Genomic DNA, 20,225 nt, shown 5'->3' on the forward strand with positions numbered 1-20,225 from the left:
GTGCCTCATCTAATGGGGCATTTTAAGATCTGTTGCTAGCGAACCTGCGTGATTGTGGGCTTATAGATTGGCACGGGCTTATAGATTAGTAAGGAATAAAATGGCCGTTGAACTGAACGAATTACGCGACCAAATCGATGCTGTCGATAAACAAATGTTGGATTTACTGGCTCAACGCCTTGCTCTAGTAGAGAAAGTAGGCGAAGTAAAAAGTGAACATGGTTTACCTATTTATGTACCAGAACGTGAAGCTGCGATGCTGGCATCTCGTCGTCAAGAAGCCGAGAAAATAGGGGTTCCACCACAGTTAATCGAAGATATTTTGCGTCGTACTATGCGTGAGTCTTATGCCAGTGAGAAAGATTCTGGCTTTAAGTGTCTTAACCCAGAGTTACGTTCAGTGGTTATCGTTGGTGGTAATGGTCAACTTGGTGGCTTGTTTGGTCGTATGTTCAAACTGTCTGGCTACGAAGTGAAGATCCTCGGCAGCCAAGATTGGGATAAGGCCGACGAAATCTTAGATAATGCTGGGCTTGTGGTTGTTACGGTTCCAATTCACCTAACGGAAGGTGTGATTGCGAAACTAGGTAACCTACCAAGCGATTGTATTCTATGTGATTTGACGTCAATTAAATCTAAACCTCTGCAAGCAATGATGAACATGCACCGAGGCCCAGTGGTTGGATTGCACCCAATGTTTGGCCCTGATGTTCCAAGCCTTGCGAAACAAGTGATTGTTTACAGTGATGGCCGTGGTGCTGAAAGCTACCAATGGCTACTGAATCAATTTGGTATTTGGGGCGCGAGTCTTTGCCAGATGGATGCAGCTGAACACGATCACGGCATGACATTGATTCAAGCACTTCGTCACTTCACCTCTTTTGCTTACGGCTTACACCTGAGTAAAGAGAACCCGAACATTGATCAACTTCTGACGCTAAGCTCGCCAATCTACCGACTTGAGATTGCGATGGTTGGTCGTTTGTTTGCTCAAGACCCGAACTTGTACGGTGATATCATTCTTTCTTCAGATGAGAATATTGAGATGATTCGACGCTTCCATAGCTGTTTCGGAGAAGCGTTACAAATCCTAGATGGCAAAGATAAGGCTAAGTTTGTTGAGAGCTTCAACCAAGTGAGTGATTGGTTTGGTGACTACTCACAACAATTCTTGCAAGAGAGCCAAAGTCTTCTAAAACAAGCACATGACTCGATTCATCGTGGTTAATACTGATTTGAAATCATAAAAAAGAGCGACCATCTGGTCGCTCTTTTTGTTTGTGCTGAACGCTATGAAAGCATTTGGCCTACAGTAGACTAAAAGCAATTAGATCATCATAGGCCAAACCAACAGTTCTTATTCATTAACAACTAGTTAGTCGTGATAGGTTTTTTGCTCTCTTCACTCGATACCGTGTCGATGGTTGAGCTAATGTAAGGCACGTTAGTCAGGTTGATCTGTAAGCGAACCACATTATCAATCAGTTGAACCAGTGGGCCCCACTTAACCTTTTTCTCTTTCTCGAACACGTAGTTGAAGTTTTCCGGTGTCCAATCCATTAAGTATTGAGGGTTCAGTGAACGACCAAGGAAGCGTACTTCATAATGCAAGTGTGGGCCGGTTGAGTTACCTGAATTACCACAGCTCGCGATGACATCGCCTTTACTCACAAACTGACCGCTACGTACCTTGAATTTCTGTAGGTGTGCATAAGAACTCATGAAACCAAACGAGTGACGCATAGTAATAAAGTTGCCGAAGCCTTTTTTACTTGGGCGTACTGTTTCAATGACTCCATCTGCGGGCGCGACAATATCTTCACCACGCTTACACGTTAAATCGATACCAGTATGTACATGGCGTTTCCCTGAAATAGGGTTAGTGCGGCTACCATAAGAAGAAGAGATACGTTGATAAGCCATCGGACTGTCGTTTGGAATCAAACGGAACATCGTGGCTCTTACTGCTGAATCGACTGCAGCCGCATCAATGCGATCTTCTAAAGAAATATCATCGGTAAGCAGTTCTTCATCAGCAAGACCCAGTACTGATTCCACATCGAATACACGCTTACCAAGCAGCTGAATCGTGCCTTCTTTCTCGGTCAGTGTTTGCGATAGTGAATGGTTGGTTTCTACTTGCTCAGCATAAAGAAATTCTGTTTGTTCTTTTTCGACAATCAGCGTTTCAATCAACTGTTGGGCATCACCTGCTTGCATTGCGAGTTCTTGTTTACTCTCGAAGTGCATGTACGCCGCTCCGCCAATTAATAGCGGTACTGAAAAAATGGCAGTAGTGCAAATGAGCACGGCCTTACGGCCGAAGTAAAACGTCTGTTCCCCCTGACTAGAGGGAATAGTAATGGATAGTTTTTTAGACATGGTTCTGTATTAACTAAATGCTTCTAATAGAAAAAGGGTAATGGAGATGTCACTCACTACCTAAATCGGTAAGATGTTCAATCTCTCTATAAAGCAGTTCATCGTCGCCAACATTAAGCTCTACAAGACGCTTAAGGTGGCTGATACTATCAATATCTAAATGCTCTATGCGTAAACGCATTGAGGTATTGATGGTAGAGACTATCCTTGCTTCTAACTGAATATTGATATCACTGTTTTCGAGTTTAAGGCTCACTTGAACAGGGACATCATAGCTAAGTTGTTTTGATTCATTGCATTGAATGAGTAAACCATGGAGTGATAAGTCTTGCACTGAGCCTGATACATTTACGTGTCCTTGTGATATCTCAGTCGGGACTTGATAAATAACTCGTGAAAATTGACGTCTTTCAACCATAAGTAATCTCTCTATATCGATGCATTACACGTAAGCCAGATATATCAAAGGCCGCTATTATCGCGGCCTTTGTTCAAAATACAAGCTTATTTACTTAGCGATACGCTTGTACTTGATACGGTGAGGTTCTGCCGCTTGTGCGCCTAGAGTCTGCTTAAGCCACTCAGTGTACTCAGTATAGTTACCTTCGTAGAAGTTAACTTGACCTTCATCACGGTAGTCTAAGATATGGGTCGCAATACGGTCAAGGAACCAACGGTCATGCGAGATAACCATTGCACAGCCAGGGAATTCAAGCAGTGCTTCTTCAAGAGCACGTAGCGTTTCAACGTCAAGGTCGTTGGTAGGCTCATCGAGTAGCAGTACGTTACCGCCCGCTTTTAGCAGTTTCGCTAAGTGAACACGGTTACGCTCACCACCAGAAAGCTCACCGATGATCTTCTGTTGGTCGTTGCCTTTAAAGTTGAAACGAGAACAGTAAGCACGCGCAGGGATTTCGAAGTTGTTGATCTTAATGATATCAGCGCCTTCAGAGATCTCTTGGAATACTGTCTTAGTGTCGTCCATGCTGTCACGGAACTGATCAACAGAAGCAAGCTTAACGGTTTCACCTAGTACAACCGAACCTGAATCTGGCTGTTCTGCACCACTTAGCATCTTGAATAGTGTTGATTTACCTGCACCGTTGGCACCAACGATACCGACGATTGCACCCTTAGGCATGCTGAACGATAGGTCGTCGATAAGAACGCGATCACCAAACGATTTAGTTAGGTTGTTCACTTCAAGAACTTTATCACCTAGACGCTCACCTGGCGGGATGAACAGTTCGTTGGTTTCGTTACGCTTCTGGTATTGGCCTGTCGTCAGTTCTTCAAAACGAGCCATACGAGCTTTAGACTTAGCTTGACGGCCTTTAGGGTTTTGACGAACCCATTCAAGTTCTTTTTCGATTGTCTTTTGACGTGCGCTTTCGCCCGCTTTTTCTTGCTTAAGACGCTCGTCTTTTTGCTCTAGCCAAGACGTGTAGTTACCTTCCCATGGGATACCTTCACCACGGTCAAGTTCTAGAATCCAGCCAGCTGCGTTGTCTAGGAAGTAACGGTCGTGGGTAATCGCCACAACAGTACCGCTGTAATCAACAAGGAAGTGCTCAAGCCATGCTACTGATTCTGCATCCAAGTGGTTGGTTGGTTCATCAAGAAGCAGCATGTCTGGCTTTTCAAGAAGTAGACGACAGATAGCAACACGACGACGCTCACCACCTGATAGGAATTCAATTTTCGCATCCCACTCAGGAAGACGAAGTGCATCAGCAGCACGCTCTAGAGCAGTCTCTAAATTGTGACCGTCTTTTGCTTGAATCAGAGCTTCTAGTTCGCCTTGCTCTTTAGCAAGTGCATCGAAATCTGCATCTGGTTCTGCGTAAGCTGCGTAAACCGCATCAATACGCTTAAGTGCGTCAGCAACGTCAGAAACCGCTTCTTCTACGATTTCACGAACAGTTTTTGATTCGTCTAGCACAGGTTCTTGTGGTAGATAACCTACTTTAAGACCTTGTTGTGCACGTGCTTCACCATCAATATCAGTATCAATACCAGCCATGATACGTAGTAGGGTAGATTTACCTGAACCATTTAGACCCAAAACACCGATTTTAGCGCCAGGAAAAAAGCTAAGAGAAATGTCTTTAAGAATTTGACGCTTAGGTGGAACAGTTTTGCTCACCCGAGACATGGTATATACGTATTCAGCCATTGCCGATCGATCCTAATTATTGTTCAAAATTGTCTGCTATTTTATACCAATATCCTCAAAGATGTTACTCCTAGGACAGAAAAGCCACTCTTGAACCAATCCTTACCTATTATTGTCACATTGGTCATTAAAACTATATTTAATAGGCTTCTGAGGCGAAGTGTTAAATATTAATAATATTTACACTCAAATCCTTTACATTTGATGTGATGTCGGGCGTAAATAGACTTCACGTATTCATACACGCACTAAGGAAAGAGCGAATGTTTTTCCGCATTGGTAATACGAAAATTGCTGTGGCTGCATCGGCAATTTTGTCTTCGGTTTCACTGGCTCCGGTCGCTATGGCTAGCAATGCCTCCGAGCTTGAAATGCAGCGTGACGTTTATGATAGAGCGCAAGAGGTTTTAGATAACCGTGACCTAAAAGCTTACTCCGCGTTACGTAACAAAATTCAAACATACCCTTTAACACCTTATACCGATTATCGTGCCTTTTTATTAGGTTTAGGTGAACGTACGCCAGCAGAGGTCGATGCTTTCATTGAAGAGAACAAGGCATTGCCTTTCTCCAATCGAATGCGCGCACCTTATTTGGACTCATTGGCTTCTCAAAAACAGTGGAAGACGATCCTTGAGTTTCAAACCAAAGAGCCTGTCGGTGAAAAATACCAATGTATTTATTATCGAGCGCATTACGAACAAGGCAATCAAGAGCTTGCTTTTAAAGGGGCTAAACAACTTTGGTTGAGTGGCAGTGGTGTTGATGACGCTTGTGACCCTCTATTTAAAAGCTGGGATCAAGCTGGGCTAAGAACCGATGAGCTGATTCTGGATAGAATGTTGCTAGCGTTCGAGGGCCGTAACGGTAAGTTAATGAGCTATCTGATTAAGCAATTGGATCATGATGAGTCAATTGCTCAAGCAAAACAGATGAAGGAGCTGTACAACAAGCCTGAAAATGTACTCGCGTTTGCTAAAAAACACCCAGCGAATGAATTCTACCAAGCTCAAACCGAGTTTGCTTTCGAGAAGCTAGCAAGGAAATCATCAAGCAGTGCTCAAAAGGTGTTTGATGATGTCATCAAGGCTCAGAAGTTTTCGAAAGAGAAATCTCAAGAGCTCGCTGATTACCTAACGTTTCGTCTGATCAACACCGACTCTGAAGAGTTAATGGTGTGGCGCGACAAAATGCTCGCGAGTTCATCAAAGCAAGTTCTTCTCGAACGACGTGCTCGCTTAGCGATTCAACATGCCGATTGGACGGGTTTGAAAGAGTGGATAGCGCGCTTGGATGATAAACATCAGGCTTCGCTTCGTTGGCAATATTGGCAGGGCAGAGCTGAAATCGCGACCGGCGATACTGACAAAGGCAATAAGCGACTGGCAGATATCTTGGGTCAGCGTAATTTCTACAGTGTGGCTGCGGCTAAGCAGTTAGGTAAGCCAGTTCAATATCCAACATCGACACTTAAATACAATGCTGAAACAGTGAAGCCATTCGACACCTCTTTGGTGCGTATTGGTGAACTGATTGACCGAGACAAAATTGCGGCAGCGAAAAGTGAATGGCGCTGGTTATTAACTAATGCAGACAAAGACCAAAAAGCGATGCTTGCGGCTCATGCTGCGACGCAGCGTTGGAATCACTTTATGGTAACGGCGAGCATCTCGGCGAAGATGTGGGACAACATAGCTTTACGCTTCCCAGTCGCTCATAAGTGGTGGTTTAACTTCTACGCCGAGAAGCACGATCTGGATCCAATCACTTTGATGTCTTTGGCAAGGCAAGAGAGTGCGATGGATTCAGAGGCTCGCTCTCCAGTTGGCGCGCGTGGCATCATGCAAATTATGCCAAAGACGGCGCAATATACGGCGAATAAACATAAGATTAAGTATCAGGGCAGCGATGATCTTTATGATGTCGGCAAGAACATTGAGATTGGCAGTCACTACTTAGATGGTTTACTCGCTCAATATGATGACAACCGTATCTTTGCGTTTGCGGCTTATAATGCTGGGCCTAGCCGTGTCAAACAGTGGCGTTCACGCAGCGATGAAAAGCTCGATGCTTTTGCATTTATCGAGATGATTCCATTCAAAGAGACTCGCGGTTACGTTCAGAATATCTTGATGTTTGAGACCTACTATCGAGATATCTTGGGTGAGAAAGGGACGTTTTTAGCGCCCCATGAGGCAAAAACGAAATACTAAGCCTTCGGCATTTGGCCCGAAACTGAGTAAGAATAAAGGCAGTGAGTGCGAACCATTTCCACTTACTGCCTTTTTACATTGGATCGCATCAAGTGTTTCGGTATAAAGTGTTAAACGCTTTCAATCGTTAAGCGACTCTTTAAAGTCAGAATTTAAAAGTAAGTGTAGAGATATGGCATCACAACCTGAATATGATAATTGGCAACAACTGATGGACTTGGTAAAGACGGCTGTCGAAAAAGATCAGCACGAGCTGTTGTTGACCATGATGATGACACCAGACGAGCGAGATGCTCTGGTTGCTCGAATTAATATCTTCTGTGAGCTGATGAAAGGCGATATGTCTCAACGACAGGTGAGTCAAATGCTGGGCGTAGGCGTAGCGACGATAACTAGAGGCTCAAATGAGCTAAAGGCCAAATCTGAGCAAGAGAAAGCCGTGATCGCCGACCTATTGCTAAAGTAATAACGGAATTAAGCTATCACTGGATAGTGCGAATACGAATTCGATAAAAAACGCTAACTGAATGTTAGCGTTTTTTGTTTCTGAAGATTGTTCTCTGAGCTTCGAAATTTAGCGAAGTACTAAATAGGAAAGTGCTCAGGATTCACAAATGGGATCAGAGCTAAAATTAAAGCTTGATGATAGACCGAACTGCGTGACAGTTGGTTATGTGTCAGTAGGCCAATGGCACCACCTTTCTGTTTGATGTTATCGGTACCAAACACTTCATCCATCACATCCCCTAATTCGTTTGCATGCTCTAGTTTTTCTAGCACGGCTGGTGGCAGCATCAGGCTTGCTGAACGAGACTTGCCACGTTGACCATTCGCTTCGATCACCATCCAAGCAAAGGTAACGTTTGTTTCTATTCCCGCTTCTAGACCAACATAGAAGTCTGCATCAGGCTGAGCTTGAGTTGCGTTGTGAACTCGATTCACCGCACCTTGATAGGTTTCATCATTGCTCATCGGTTGATCGGCGACACCGCTAGGGACGCTGATGCCTTGGAAATCAAATTCAGTATCAGGAAAAGCAGATAAGAACGCACTTTTAACGGCCTTAATTTTAGCAGGGTTCAGCGATGCGATGATTACAGATTTCATGTGTCGGATTCTTTTTGTTGTCGATTAGATTGAGTTGATGTTCCCGGTACCATTCACTCAACTCTTCTAATGGCATAGGTTTACCAAAGTAATAGCCTTGCAGCATATCGCACTGTGCATCCTGTAACCACTGGTGCATGCCTTGAGTTTCAATCCCTTCGGCGGTGACCTTTTTCCCCTGAGCATGACACAACCCGATAACCGGTTTTACGATGTTCTGGTTATCGGTCTCAATTAAGGTATCCAAAAACGCTTTATCCAATTTAATTTTCTGAGTTGGATACTGCACCAGTTGAGTGATAGAGGTATAACCGGAACCAAAATCATCAATCGCCAGTCGATAGCCCATGCATGACAGTTCGTTCAGCAATGGAAAGCCTTCTGAATTTGAGTAAAAGGTTTCCGTGATTTCAAAATCGATCAGGCTTGGTGGGATTCGATTTAACTCCGCGTGTTCTTTAATGAAACCCGCAAGGTGAGTGGTTTCAATGCCAGCAGAAGATAGGTTGATCGACAATTGAATTGAGTGATCAAATTGAGCCTGAAGTCGATGGAATGAAGCAAACGCATTCTGTATTACCCAGCGGTCAACATGTTCAAACAGCCCGGTTTGTTCGGCTATTGGAATGAACTCATCTGGTGGAACCAAACCAAGTTGCTTTGAATTCCAACGCAATAACACCTCAACGCCAATAACATCAGTCCCGGTGGAATCCATGTAGGGCATGTAAACGAGCCTGAATTCATCATCAAAATTCTTACCTCTAAGCGCACGTTCAATGTCTGCTTGGCGCTGAATGGCTTTGTCTAAATCCCGTGAATAGTCAGCAAATTGGTTTTTACCGGCACGCTTGGCTTGGTACATCGCGGTATCCGCGTTGGACAGAAGCTTCTCGATTGAGTTGCCATCATTAGGGTAGGTCGCAATACCAATACTGACCGTGATCGGAAAGCTGCCTGATTCGGTGACAAAGCCTTTTTGCAGTGGAGTGAGCAAATCGTTCGAGAATCGATGCGCGACATTTCCTCGGTGACTAGGAGCGTTAATGTAGACAACGAACTCGTCTCCAGAAAGTCGGGCTGGCATGCAGTGAGCGTCGAACTCCTCTTTATAATGACGACAAATATCTGAAATACGCTGAGCAAAAGAGACCAGAATCGAGTCGCCGATTTGATGTCCGTATTTGTCGTTCACAAACTTGAAGTTGTCCAAGTCAAAATAGAGAACCCAGGTTTCGGTATTCGAACTCGGTTTTGGCAACGATTGCTGAACGAAGGTTTGAAACTGATGCCTATTGGCTATCTGGGTTAACTGATCATTTTCGGCCAAGAGTTTGGTTTGCTGGTAGGTGTTGTCTAGCTCTTGGTACATGTCATAAAAACGCTGTGATAAGCGGCCAAGTTCATCACGAGTACCTAAGCGTTCAATGTTTTTCCGTTGTTTTTTTTCGACTTGCTGTAGCTGTCGATCGAGCCGTGTTATTGGAGTAATCACGGTGCGAGACAGAAGCATGAGTAGCAGAGCGACTGTCACCAATGCAGACAATGCAAACGACAAACTCAGCTTGTTCCAAATCGAATCTAGCTTGTTTTCCAACAGGAATTGCGCCGGATCGACCGTGGCGTACAGTTCTGGTGCAAGCTTGACTGAGTGAGTAACATCATTTTCCAAAGAAACCGCTATGGATGTGAAGAACAAACTGGTTTGGTAGTCGAACTCTATTTGTTTTCTCAGCGCATTAAACTTGTCGAGAGAGACAGAGACAACAACAAAGAACACATCGTCGGGCTGATTGCTTGCGGTTGGGAAAATCGCTTTTCTATCTACCTTGTCGTAGTGAACCAACATTCCTTCGCCTTGGGAGTTTTGAATATAGTTGGTACTCGATGTTGCTAAGGTGTCTTGATAGTGTTGGTCAACGTATTCCAATATCTTACTGTCAATCTGAGTGCGTGAGTCGTTGCTATTATCCGCGTAGTAACGCAGTTTTCGATCACCACTAAGAAGTGCTAAACCTGTATAGCTTTCATCGTCATCTTGCAGGAAATGTATGGCTTCTCGAAGGTTACTGACCAGTTCAAGATCGCGAGATCGATTTTGGTCAGTGAGAAAATAACGCTTCACCATATCACTCTGGGTCAAGGTGTAAGAGTAGCTATTGAGGAACGAACGAGATTGGCGAAAGTAACCGGCTAGTTTCTCCATGTTCAGCTGAAGTGCGTTGTCTTCGCGTTTGATGAAGCTACTTTTCTGTGTCGAGTAAATAATATAGCTAGAAGCCGCGGTACTGATCAGTATCACAGGGGCTATCAGTAGTAAGATTTTAGTACTTAGCTTCATAGTTAATGACAACACTATTTATAATTTAAGCGCGTAAGTTTATGTTACTTAATGCTTACTCGCTATTAATTACACGTAGTTCGATGATTTCCTGTGAAGGGGGTAAGGTTTTGTCTTTATTGATAAAAAAGCTACTAATGAGTTTTTTGTTAGAAAGGCGTAAGCAGTGGAGCGAGTATGCGTGCCGAATGTGCGAAACAAGTGAATTGTTTCTCAGGCATGCTAGGGGATGTGTTCTTAGCTCGAATAGTATTCGGCTAGAGGGTGATTTAAGTATTTGGCCTACTGTAGGCCAAATACTTATGTTAGCTAAAAGCTGATACTTGCTCTCGGCTATGACAACTTAACTTGAGTCGCTTTGATGTTCTCACTTGGGTAGCAACCCAATACTTTCAGGTGGCGAGTAATAGCCGTAAGCTCCGTTATCGCTTGCTGCATATTATCTGAATCCAGATGCGCCTCTAAATCGACATAGAACATCTCTTCCCAAGGGTTACCCATGATAGGACGAGATTCCAGCTTGGTCATGTTGATGCCTAAGCGTTGCAGGATCAGTAGTGTCTCTACCAAAGAGCCCGCCTCTTGAGATGTCGACATGATGAGCGTCGTTTTCGCTGGTATTTGAGTCGATACTTCAACAGGCTTACGCGCCACAACAATGAAACGAGTGTGGTTCTCTGTTTGGTTTGCAATGTTGCCTTGGATTGGCTGAAGCCCATAAAGCTTGCCGCTCGATGCATTACCAATAGCAGCTACGTCATTACCACCCAGTTCTTTAACTTTTTTCATTGCATCAGCGGTGCTTGCGCAAGACTCAAGGCTGACACCTTTAAGGCGGCTCAAGAACTCACTGCATTGTTGATGAGGTTGTGGGTGCGAGTAGAGTGTTTTGATGTCTTCTAATCGGATATCACTCTTAGCAAGGAGGCAGTGCTCAATCGGTTGAGAAAGTTCGCCAACAATGTATAGAGTCGTATGCTGTAGTAGGTCGTAGACCTCGTTAATTGACCCTGAACTGGTGTTCTCAATTGGTAGGACACCGTAGTCGGCATGGCCAGACTCTACTGTTGATGTGACTTCTTTGAAGTGATTACAGTTCAGCTCAATCAACTCCATATTCTTGCGGCTGAAGTATTCGCGGCTCGCAAGGTGAGAATATGATCCCTTAGAACCTAAGAATGCAACGCGAGCCAATGGTTTGCGGCTTTGCGGGTTCGCAAGGTTTTGTAAGTATGACTGCTGTAGTAAAACGGAATCTTCGATGATGGTGTGAAACAGCTTGGTAATGTACTGCGCATCAAGTTCGTATTTATCTTTTCCATTGTTGATCAGCTTAACTAATAGTTGTTGCTCTCGTACTGCATCACGAACTGGTTTTGATGTCTCTACTTTGCTTTTAGCGACTTCGATACTTAGCTTGCGACGCTCTGAAAGTAACTTCAGGAGTTCGTCGTCTAAATCATTAAGACGAAGGCGGATATCATCCAGTGAAATTGAGCGGTCAGTCATAAATGTGTCCTTATAAAAAAGCCTCCCTAGTGTGGGAGGCTTCTTGTTCGTTTTTGACTTGTTTTTCTAAAACGACTTAGCCTCCGATTTACGGAAGAAAAAAGAAGTCAAAAATAAACAAAGATTGAGTGTGCATAAAAAGTGATTGTTTTATGAATGTTTAAACACAATAAGCAAGCGAGCTACGAGCGTCAAGCAAAAAAATAGCGCCCTGAGGCGCTATTTTTTAATCTGTTCTCTTTCCTTATTCTACTTCAGCTTCTAGCTCTTCGATTTCAGGCTTTTCAGCGCGGCGCGCTTCTGGTTTATGGCGTAGCTTGTTGAGTTGACGCTCTAGTTTTTGTTCTACTTCGTTGATCGCTACGTAGAGGTCGTCATGGATTGATGAAGCAACAAGTTGGCCTTTTGGTACGGTTAGAACCGCTTCAAATTTTTTCTTCTTGTTTGGTTCTTCGCTAAAGCTCGCTTGGCAGCCAATGATGTCTACTTGCCATTTATCCAGCTTTTTAAATTTGCTTTCTATGTGATCACGGATTGCAGAGGTAATGTCGATGTTTTTACCAGTGATGTTCATTTTCATAGAAGTTTTCCTCTGTTGTATCCCTCATGGGTTAACTTCAGATTACGACTTTTAGGAATAAAGAATGTGATCTAGATCTTGTTTTGGCTGGGAGGAATAAGCATTAAAATCAAATGTGATCTTACGCAAGTCTTGATATGTTTTTGGTGAAAAATGCTTGTTATCCTTATGAAAAACGATAACTTGGAGGCAAGGCTTCGCTAAAAATTAAACCAGTTTTTAGGGGCGTCCTACAGCCTATGGAAAGTGCTTGATTGAAATTTACTCAATAGTGTTTTGTGATAAAGGTCTCGTGATATAGATCTCGCGATCTAGATCGCTACGTAAGCTTCTTCAGAATTAGATAAACAAAAGCCGCATAAGTTTTCTTATGCGGCTTTTGTGTTTTTTAGCTTATACCCAATACCTTTGGCTCTCCAGTTCTGGGATTGAGGCGATCCTAGTCGTTAGTGTTCAGTAATCTCGCTGTGCCGTCCTTTCGGATAGCATTGATAGCTTGTAATTGTTTATAGATTACGAAGTAACGATTGATGTTGGCAACATAGGTTACGGGTTCTTTACTCACGTATTTGCGAGTGATGATTTCTACGTTTTTAAACCAGATGTTTGGGTTGTAACCTTTCTGCTTGGCAATGCGCCTCATCTTTCTGATCTTAGCAGGACCAGCGTTGTAAGAAGCCAAGGTAAAGTAGATTTGATTGTCAGGTGATATTGCTGGGTCGTCAAAATATCGGTCTTTGATAAAGCGCATATACTTCACACCCGCATGGATGTTGTTATCCACCTTATGGATATTCTTGATGTTGACGTTTTTATCTTTGGCGGTACTCGGTAATACCTGCATCACACCAATAGCCCCGCGATGAGAAACCCGGCTTTGATCCAGTCCTGATTCTTGGAAACCTTGAGCTGACATCATCAAAGGATCAAATTCATACTTGCTCGAATACTTTTCAAAGACATCTGAGAGTTTAGCCACTCGATCTACTTTATTGGGGTTGAGTGCTCGGCCTAACCAGCGAGTATTGTCGATGTATTTCTGGTAGATGACGTTTCCAAGCAGGGTGCCTGTCCGTGCGGTCTTGACGTATTTGTTTATCTCTTTCTTCAGTTGAGGGCTGTCTTTTCTTAAAGCCCAAGCAATACGACCATTTTCTCGCAAAGGTAAGTCGTTATGTACTTGAATGTTTTCCATTACATCGACCCAGAGCTTGGCTTTATGGTTATCCAGAATTGTGCCTTGTATATAACCTTGGTTAACCAGTTCTATCAGCTCGTAGTCTTGTAGTGACTCCTCGATGAAGTGGACATGCAGTGGCGGTAAACCTAGTTCGTTAAGCTCTTTATTGACTCTTTGTACACTCTCGAAGTAACTCGAGCTTGCTCGTATCCATACCTCTTTACCGCTCAATTGCTTGATTTCGGTGATAGGTTCGGCCTTTTTCCCTGTGATAATGAGTTCTTTACCATCTTTAATCATCGGATCTGAAAAATCGATGGTTCGTAGTCGTTTGTCGGTGATCGTTAGGTTAGCGACAGCGACATCACCATAGCCAGACTCTAGAGAGGGAAGTAGATCATCTCGTTGCACGGGGATGATTTGAACATTGAGATAGGGATGTTTCTTACGAAGGCTTTTCTCAAAGTGGTAGAGCATTTCTGCCACGATGCCTTTTGGCTTGCCATCCTCGATGTAATAGAAACCAAGATCGGCAGACACGAGCACTCTAACCGTTCCTTTAGTTTTGAGCACATCCAAGTCACCCATGTAAGGCTTATTGCTTAATGGGGACAGTTCTAATGCGTAGGATAAGTGGCTAAATAGCGATATCCAGATAAATAATAACAACCTACTCACATCCACACTCCATGTTGATGTTTTGTTAAAAGTTATCTTTTGAAGATACCGTGTATTATGCGATCCATCAAGTTTGCGATATGTAGATGAAAAAAAGCGCGCTAGTAAATTAGCGCGCTTTTTGGATTGAGATGTAAGAAGTTTGATTAAGGTAGTGGGTTTAACTCAATCAACTTTTCTGTTCTTAACACAGCGTCATCTAGGCCGAGTTGTTGATAAGCTTTTAGCTGGATATCTAAAGACTTACGCGCAGCAATGGTGTCTGGGTAAGTTTTTTGCAGCTCTTGCGTTCTGTTGATCGCAGCAATCCAAGCTTCGCGGCGTAGGTAGAAATCAGCGGTTGCTAAGTCATACTCTGCTAGGCGGTTTTTCAGTGCGAACATGCGTTTTTGTGCATCTTCAGCGTATGGGCTTGCAGGGAAACGTTCTAACAGTCGTTTGAAATCAGCAAACGCTAGCTTCACTGGTTCTGGATCACGGTCACTACGGTCGATATTAAAAATATCGTGCATGAAGTTTCGGTCTTGCGCCATGTGCGTTAAGCCGCGCATGTAAAGAACCCAGTCTTGTTTCTCATGCGTTGGGTTCAAACGTAGGAAACGTGAAATGGTAGCGAGGCCAAGTGCCAAGTCATCATTTTTGTAGTAAGCGTAAATCAGATCGAGCTGTACTTGCTCAGAATAGGCGCCGAATGGGTAACGTGAGTCTAGGGCTTCTAGCTTTTCTATTGCTGAAAGCCAGCTACCACTCTGCAGTGATTCTTGAGCGTCAGAGTAGAGAACCGATGGTGGTACATCTGGCACTATCTCTTCACTACTTGAACAACCAACCAAGAGTGATACGGCTAATAGACCCGATAAAGTAAGGTGTTTCATGTCAGGCGTCGATTCCTTGAATTAAATATTTCGTAAGCTTCCGTTACTTTCTAACCAGTAACAGATACAATGATGCAATTATTCTATTTTATCCATACTAATGGGTATTAGTCTCACGGTTTTTAAAAAAGTTCGATATGGCTCAGCAGATCACATTAACAGACACAGTAAAAAGCAGCCAGTTAGGTCAACGTTTAGACCAAGCTGTCGCTGAACTATTTACCGATTTTTCTCGCTCTCGCATTAAAGAGTGGCTTCTTGACGGCAAAATCCAAGTGGATGGCGAAGTTATTACTAAGCCGCGCGTTAAGGTTTTGGGCGGTGAAGAGATCATCTTGCAAGCTGAACTTGCAGATGAAGAGCGCTGGGAAGCACAAGATATTCCTCTAGACATTGTCTACGAAGATGATGACTTATTGGTTATCAATAAGCCTCGCGATCTGGTTGTACACCCAGGCGCAGGTACACCGGATGGAACCATACTAAACGCATTGCTTTTCCATTACCCACAGATTGCAGAAGTGCCTCGTGCAGGTATTGTGCACCGTCTTGATAAAGACACAACAGGCCTTATGGTTGTGGCTAAAACGGTTCCAGCTCAAACTCGTCTTGTGCGTGCTCTTGCTAAGCGTCGTATTACTCGTGAATATGAAGCAATTGCAATTGGCAAAATGACCGCTGGTGGTGTGGTTGAGAAAGGCATTAGCCGTCACGCAACTAAGCGTACTCTAATGGACGTAAATGAATTAGGGAAGCCAGCAGTAACTCACTACCGTGTTGCTGAGCACTTCCGCGAGCATACTCGTATTCGTCTACGCCTAGAAACGGGTCGTACTCACCAAATCCGTGTACACATGTCATACCTTCAGCACCCACTGCTAGGTGATGTTGCATACGGTGGTCGTGCTCGTATTCCAAAAGGTGCATCTGAAGAACTAACAACAATGATTCGTTCTTTTGATCGCCAAGCACTACACGCAGTTATGCTTAAATTTGTTCACCCAATTACAGGTGAAGAAGTTGAGTTCCACGCTCCTGTGCCAAATGACATGGTTGTGATGGCTGAAGCGTTACGTGTTGATGCTCGCGAAAACTTGGAAGACGACATTTAATCATGTCGATGATCATCCCTAACTGGAATGCACCAAAAAACGTGAAAGCATTTGCTTCGACACGTTTTGATGGTTTTTCTACTGGTGCGTATCAAGGATTAAACCTAGGTACGCATGTTGGGGATGATGCTTCGCTTGTTGAAAACAACAGAGCCTGGCTCAAGCAACACGCTAATATGCCTGCAGCTCCGGTATGGCTAAATCAAACTCACTCAACAGATGTCGTTACGGCTTTACAACCTACGGCAGATATTCTTGATGCTGACGGTGCATTTACTACAGCTAAAGGTGTTGTCTGTTCTGCGATGACAGCCGATTGCTTACCTGTAATCCTTACTGATACCAAAGGCACTCAAGTTGCTGCAGTTCATGCTGGTTGGCGTGGTCTTGCTGGTGGCATTCTTGAAAATGCCGTTGCAAAGTTTTCAAACCTAGATTCAGAGAATAAGATCATTGCTTGGCTTGGTCCTGCAATAGGCAAACAAGCCTTTGAAGTAGGTGATGATGTGTTGGAAGCTTTCGTTAGTTTTGACCCTCAAGCCAAGCTCGCATTTGAAGCCAAAGCTGAACCAGGCAAATGGCTAGCGAATATGTCTCAGCTTGCAACGCAACGACTGAACAAAGTTGGTGTAACTTCTGTGACAGACTCTAATCTATGTACTTTCGCTGATGCCGATGCGTTCTATTCTTATCGTCGTGATGGTATTACTGGGCGCCAAGCTACTTTTATTTGGTTAGAGTAACCTTTAGCTAGTGCAACTAGTCATCCAGTTCATTTATATTTTTATATCAGCTCTATTCTTCATTCTTATCCCTTGAAAATCCGCGTTACCGTATCCATCTTCTAACCATAAGATAAACATATCTAAGAGTAGGAAGGTTGGCATGCGTCTCGATCGATTCACTAGTAAATTCCAAATTGCGATATCTGATGCTCAGTCGCTCGCATTAGGTCGTGATCACCAATATATAGAACCTGTGCACCTAATGGTGTCTTTGCTTAATCAAGATGGTAGTGCAATCCGTCCATTGCTCACCATGCTGAATATTGATGTGGTTCAATTGCGCTCTAAATTGAGCGAAATATTAGACCGAGTGCCTAAAGTAAGTGGCATCGGTGGTGACGTTCAGCTATCGAATGCGATGGGAACGCTGTTTAACCTATGTGATAAGGTCGCGCAAAAGCGTCAAGACAGTTACATATCTTCAGAAGTATTCCTACTGGCTGCTATTGAAGACAAAGGTCCTTTAGGAAACCTACTTAAAGAACTAGGTCTTACTGAGCAAAAATTATCTCAAGCTATTGAACAAGTTCGCGGTGGCCAGAAGGTCGATGACCCGAATGCGGAAGATAGACGCCAAGCACTCGAGAAGTTCACCATTGATCTGACCGAAAGAGCAGAGCAAGGCAAGCTGGATCCTGTTATCGGCCGAGACGACGAAATCCGTCGCACTATCCAAGTACTTCAACGCCGCACTAAGAACAACCCCGTCATTATCGGTGAACCAGGTGTCGGTAAAACAGCAATTGTCGAAGGTTTAGCGCAGCGTATTATCAACAATGAAGTACCTGAAGGTTTGAGAGGCCGACGTGTACTTTCGCTAGATATGGGTTCTTTAATTGCCGGCGCTAAATATCGTGGTGAATTTGAAGAACGTTTAAAATCAGTTCTTAACGAATTATCGAAAGAAGAGGGAAATATTATTCTCTTTATCGATGAAATTCACACCATGGTAGGTGCGGGCAAAGGCGAAGGCTCTATGGATGCGGGTAATATGCTAAAACCAGCATTGGCTCGTGGTGAGCTTCACTGTGTAGGCGCAACCACACTCGATGAATATCGCCAGTATATAGAGAAAGACCCTGCGTTAGAGCGTCGATTCCAAAAAGTGATAGTCGATGAGCCAACCGTGGAAGACACGGTCGCAATTCTCCGTGGTTTGAAAGAGCGCTATGAACTTCACCATCATGTAGAAATTACTGACCCCGCGATTGTCGCGGCTGCAACATTATCTCATCGATACGTTTCTGACCGTCAGTTGCCAGATAAGGCGATTGATCTGATTGATGAAGCGGCTTCGAGTATCCGTATGCAGATCGACTCAAAACCTGAGTCGCTAGATAAGCTCGAGCGTAAGATCATTCAATTGAAGATCGAGCAGCAAGCTCTTACCAATGAAAATGATGAAGCCAGTGAAAAACGTCTTCGAACATTACAAGAAGAGCTTTCTGACAAAGAACGAGATTTCGCAGAGCTTGAAGAAGTGTGGAATGCAGAGAAAGCCGCGCTTTCAGGCACGCAACACATCAAGTCAGAGCTAGAACAAGCTCGTATGGATATGGATTTTGCGAGACGTGCTGGTGATCTTAACCGAATGTCTGAATTGCAATACGGTCGAATCCCAGAATTAGAGAAGCAGTTAGATCTTGCGACTCAAGCTGAAATGCAAGAAATGACACTGCTGCGTAATAAGGTCACGGATGCAGAAATTGCAGACGTGTTATCGAAGCAAACAGGCATCCCTGTTTCTAAAATGCTAGAAGCAGAGAAAGAGAAGCTTCTTAAAATGGAAGGTGTTCTGCATAACCGCGTGATTGGCCAAGCGGAAGCAGTCGAAGTGGTATCGAACGCGATTCGTCGTAGCCGTGCAGGTTTATCTGATCCGAATAAGCCGATTGGCTCTTTTTTATTCCTTGGCCCAACCGGCGTTGGTAAAACTGAGTTGTGTAAAACACTCGCGAACTTCATGTTTGATAGTGACGATGCAATGGTGCGTATCGACATGTCTGAATTTATGGAGAAACACTCTGTTGCTCGTTTGGTTGGTGCTCCTCCGGGTTACGTAGGATATGAAGAAGGAGGCTACTTAACAGAAGCGGTACGTCGCAAGCCTTACTCAGTGATTTTGCTAGATGAAGTAGAGAAAGCGCATCCGGATGTTTTCAATATCTTATTGCAGGTGCTTGATGATGGACGCTTAACTGATGGACAAGGTCGTACAGTCGATTTTAGAAACACGGTGGTGATCATGACATCCAACCTTGGCTCTTCGAGAATTCAAGAGAACTTCAATACGCTCGATTACCAAGGAATAAAGAATGAAGTGATGGAAGTGGTAGGTAAACATTTCCGTCCTGAGTTTTTGAACCGAGTTGATGAAAGCGTGGTGTTCCATCCATTGGGTCAAGAGCACATTCAATCGATCGCCGCTATTCAGCTTGAACACCTTAAGAAGCGAATGGAAGACAATGGTTATGAGCTTGAAGTTTCGGAGAAAGCACTCAAGTTGATTTCTCAAGTTGGCTTTGATCCAGTATATGGCGCGCGACCTTTGAAAAGAGCGATTCAACAAAGTGTCGAGAACCCGTTAGCGAAAGCGATATTGGCAGGAAAAATTAATCCAGATAAGAAAGTACAGCTATTAGTAAACAACGACCGCATTATTGCTCACCAATAGTTGAAGTAAGAACTGTAGGTACGATTGGCCGAAATTAAGGCTTAATCGTGCCTATTTTGAACGCTTTGTGTGAATAGTGTTCGAACGGTCGCCGGTGGCGGCTTTTTTTCGTTTTTAGCCTTGTGCAAAGGATTATTCTCTCTATAATGCGCCTCCGTTGCCAAGGATAACCAAGCGGTTTGAACTGAGTAACAAGACGGTGATAAGCATTTAAGATGCTTTGAAAAATTAGCTGGAAAAAGTGTTTGACACTGGAATCCAATCCGCTAGAATGGCCGTCCACTTCGAGAGGCTCCTTACTAAAAGGAACGCTCAACAAGTAAAGCTCTTTAACAATTTAAACCTATCAATCTGTGTGGGCACTCGTTGATGAATATCAAAACGTTTTATCGTTAGATAAAACAGATTCTTCGGAATCAAAATTGATTTCAATGAACTGAGTGACCAATACGTTTAACTACTTGTAGTTAATCGGCACAGTCAATTCATTATCATTCTGTTGGAATGGTAATAGCTTTAAAATTACATAGTAGTTTTGAAGTCAGTATTCGTTGAGTCACAAAATCTTAAATTGAAGAGTTTGATCATGGCTCAGATTGAACGCTGGCGGCAG

The 20,225-nt window shown here is 43.7% G+C and carries 15 protein-coding genes and 1 other annotated feature; of the genes, 6 read left to right on the forward strand and 9 right to left on the reverse strand.

Annotated features, from left to right (window positions below; genetic code table 11):
- The first annotated feature begins 100 nt into the window (after nt 1–100).
- Complete coding sequence (gene tyrA, locus AB6E85_RS11810) at nt 101–1,228, forward strand: bifunctional chorismate mutase/prephenate dehydrogenase (RefSeq protein WP_372142750.1); 1,128 nt, start codon at nt 101–103, stop codon at nt 1,226–1,228.
- Between the two features lie 143 nt (nt 1,229–1,371).
- Here tyrA and AB6E85_RS11815 read toward each other — a convergent pair whose 3' ends face one another.
- From AB6E85_RS11815 to ettA, 3 genes are all read right to left on the reverse strand, one after another.
- Nucleotides 1,372–2,382, reverse strand: coding sequence for a M23 family metallopeptidase (locus tag AB6E85_RS11815; protein ID WP_248338860.1), 1,011 nt, complete (start codon nt 2,380–2,382; stop codon nt 1,372–1,374).
- A gap of 49 nt (nt 2,383–2,431) precedes the next feature.
- Nucleotides 2,432–2,800 (reverse strand): PilZ domain-containing protein, encoded by a 369-nt coding sequence (locus tag AB6E85_RS11820; protein WP_372142752.1) that lies wholly within the window; start codon nt 2,798–2,800, stop codon nt 2,432–2,434.
- Between the two features lie 90 nt (nt 2,801–2,890).
- Entirely contained in the window at nt 2,891–4,558 is a 1,668-nt protein-coding gene (ettA, locus tag AB6E85_RS11825; RefSeq protein WP_017071393.1) for an energy-dependent translational throttle protein EttA, read from the reverse strand.
- A gap of 263 nt (nt 4,559–4,821) precedes the next feature.
- Here ettA and sltY point away from each other — a divergent pair, with 263 nt between their 5' ends.
- Entirely contained in the window at nt 4,822–6,771 is a 1,950-nt protein-coding gene (sltY, locus tag AB6E85_RS11830; protein WP_372142754.1) for a murein transglycosylase, read from the forward strand.
- 172 nt (nt 6,772–6,943) lie between these two features.
- On the forward strand, nt 6,944–7,237 hold the full coding sequence (gene trpR / locus AB6E85_RS11835; RefSeq protein ID WP_048615039.1) for a trp operon repressor: 294 nt from the start codon (nt 6,944–6,946) through the stop codon (nt 7,235–7,237).
- Nucleotides 7,238–7,356: 119 nt separating this feature from the next.
- Here the strand turns inward: trpR and yjjX are convergent, their stop codons facing one another.
- The 6 genes from yjjX to AB6E85_RS11865 all read right to left on the reverse strand — a co-directional run bounded on the left by yjjX (nt 7,357) and on the right by AB6E85_RS11865 (nt 15,041).
- Nucleotides 7,357–7,878 carry an inosine/xanthosine triphosphatase gene (gene yjjX / locus AB6E85_RS11840; protein WP_372142756.1) on the reverse strand — a complete coding sequence of 174 codons (522 nt, stop codon included), beginning with the start codon at nt 7,876–7,878 and terminating at the stop codon, nt 7,357–7,359.
- Nucleotides 7,841–10,219 carry a putative bifunctional diguanylate cyclase/phosphodiesterase gene (locus tag AB6E85_RS11845; protein WP_372142758.1) on the reverse strand — a complete coding sequence of 793 codons (2,379 nt, stop codon included), beginning with the start codon at nt 10,217–10,219 and terminating at the stop codon, nt 7,841–7,843. The genes yjjX and AB6E85_RS11845 overlap by 38 nt, the downstream gene beginning before the upstream one ends.
- Before the next feature lie 333 nt (nt 10,220–10,552).
- Nucleotides 10,553–11,728: a prephenate dehydratase gene (gene pheA / locus AB6E85_RS11850; RefSeq protein ID WP_048606831.1), complete on the reverse strand. Its 1,176-nt coding sequence runs from the start codon at nt 11,726–11,728 to the stop codon at nt 10,553–10,555.
- A gap of 12 nt (nt 11,729–11,740) precedes the next feature.
- Nucleotides 11,741–11,862, reverse strand: a sequence feature (Phe leader region).
- 110 nt (nt 11,863–11,972) lie between these two features.
- Nucleotides 11,973–12,308, reverse strand: coding sequence for a ribosome hibernation-promoting factor, HPF/YfiA family (gene hpf, locus AB6E85_RS11855; protein ID WP_004735034.1), 336 nt, complete (start codon nt 12,306–12,308; stop codon nt 11,973–11,975).
- Between the two features lie 439 nt (nt 12,309–12,747).
- Nucleotides 12,748–14,172: a transporter substrate-binding domain-containing protein gene (locus AB6E85_RS11860; RefSeq protein ID WP_372142759.1), complete on the reverse strand. Its 1,425-nt coding sequence runs from the start codon at nt 14,170–14,172 to the stop codon at nt 12,748–12,750.
- A gap of 140 nt (nt 14,173–14,312) precedes the next feature.
- A complete protein-coding gene (locus tag AB6E85_RS11865; protein WP_048606835.1) occupies nt 14,313–15,041 on the reverse strand; it encodes an outer membrane protein assembly factor BamD in 729 nt (242 codons plus the stop codon).
- 137 nt (nt 15,042–15,178) lie between these two features.
- Between AB6E85_RS11865 and rluD the strand changes: the two genes are divergently transcribed.
- The 3 genes from rluD to clpB all read left to right on the forward strand — a co-directional run bounded on the left by rluD (nt 15,179) and on the right by clpB (nt 19,612).
- On the forward strand, nt 15,179–16,153 hold the full coding sequence (gene rluD / locus AB6E85_RS11870) for a 23S rRNA pseudouridine(1911/1915/1917) synthase RluD (RefSeq protein WP_017056156.1): 975 nt from the start codon (nt 15,179–15,181) through the stop codon (nt 16,151–16,153).
- 2 nt (nt 16,154–16,155) lie between these two features.
- Nucleotides 16,156–16,896 (forward strand): peptidoglycan editing factor PgeF, encoded by a 741-nt coding sequence (gene pgeF / locus AB6E85_RS11875; RefSeq protein WP_372142761.1) that lies wholly within the window; start codon nt 16,156–16,158, stop codon nt 16,894–16,896.
- A gap of 142 nt (nt 16,897–17,038) precedes the next feature.
- On the forward strand, nt 17,039–19,612 hold the full coding sequence (clpB, locus tag AB6E85_RS11880) for an ATP-dependent chaperone ClpB (protein WP_372142763.1): 2,574 nt from the start codon (nt 17,039–17,041) through the stop codon (nt 19,610–19,612).
- Nucleotides 19,613–20,225: the final 613 nt, after the last annotated feature.

Origin of the sequence: Vibrio sp. 10N.247.311.51 (assembly GCF_041467855.1) — a bacterium.
Taxonomy (GTDB): domain Bacteria; phylum Pseudomonadota; class Gammaproteobacteria; order Enterobacterales; family Vibrionaceae; genus Vibrio; species Vibrio coralliirubri.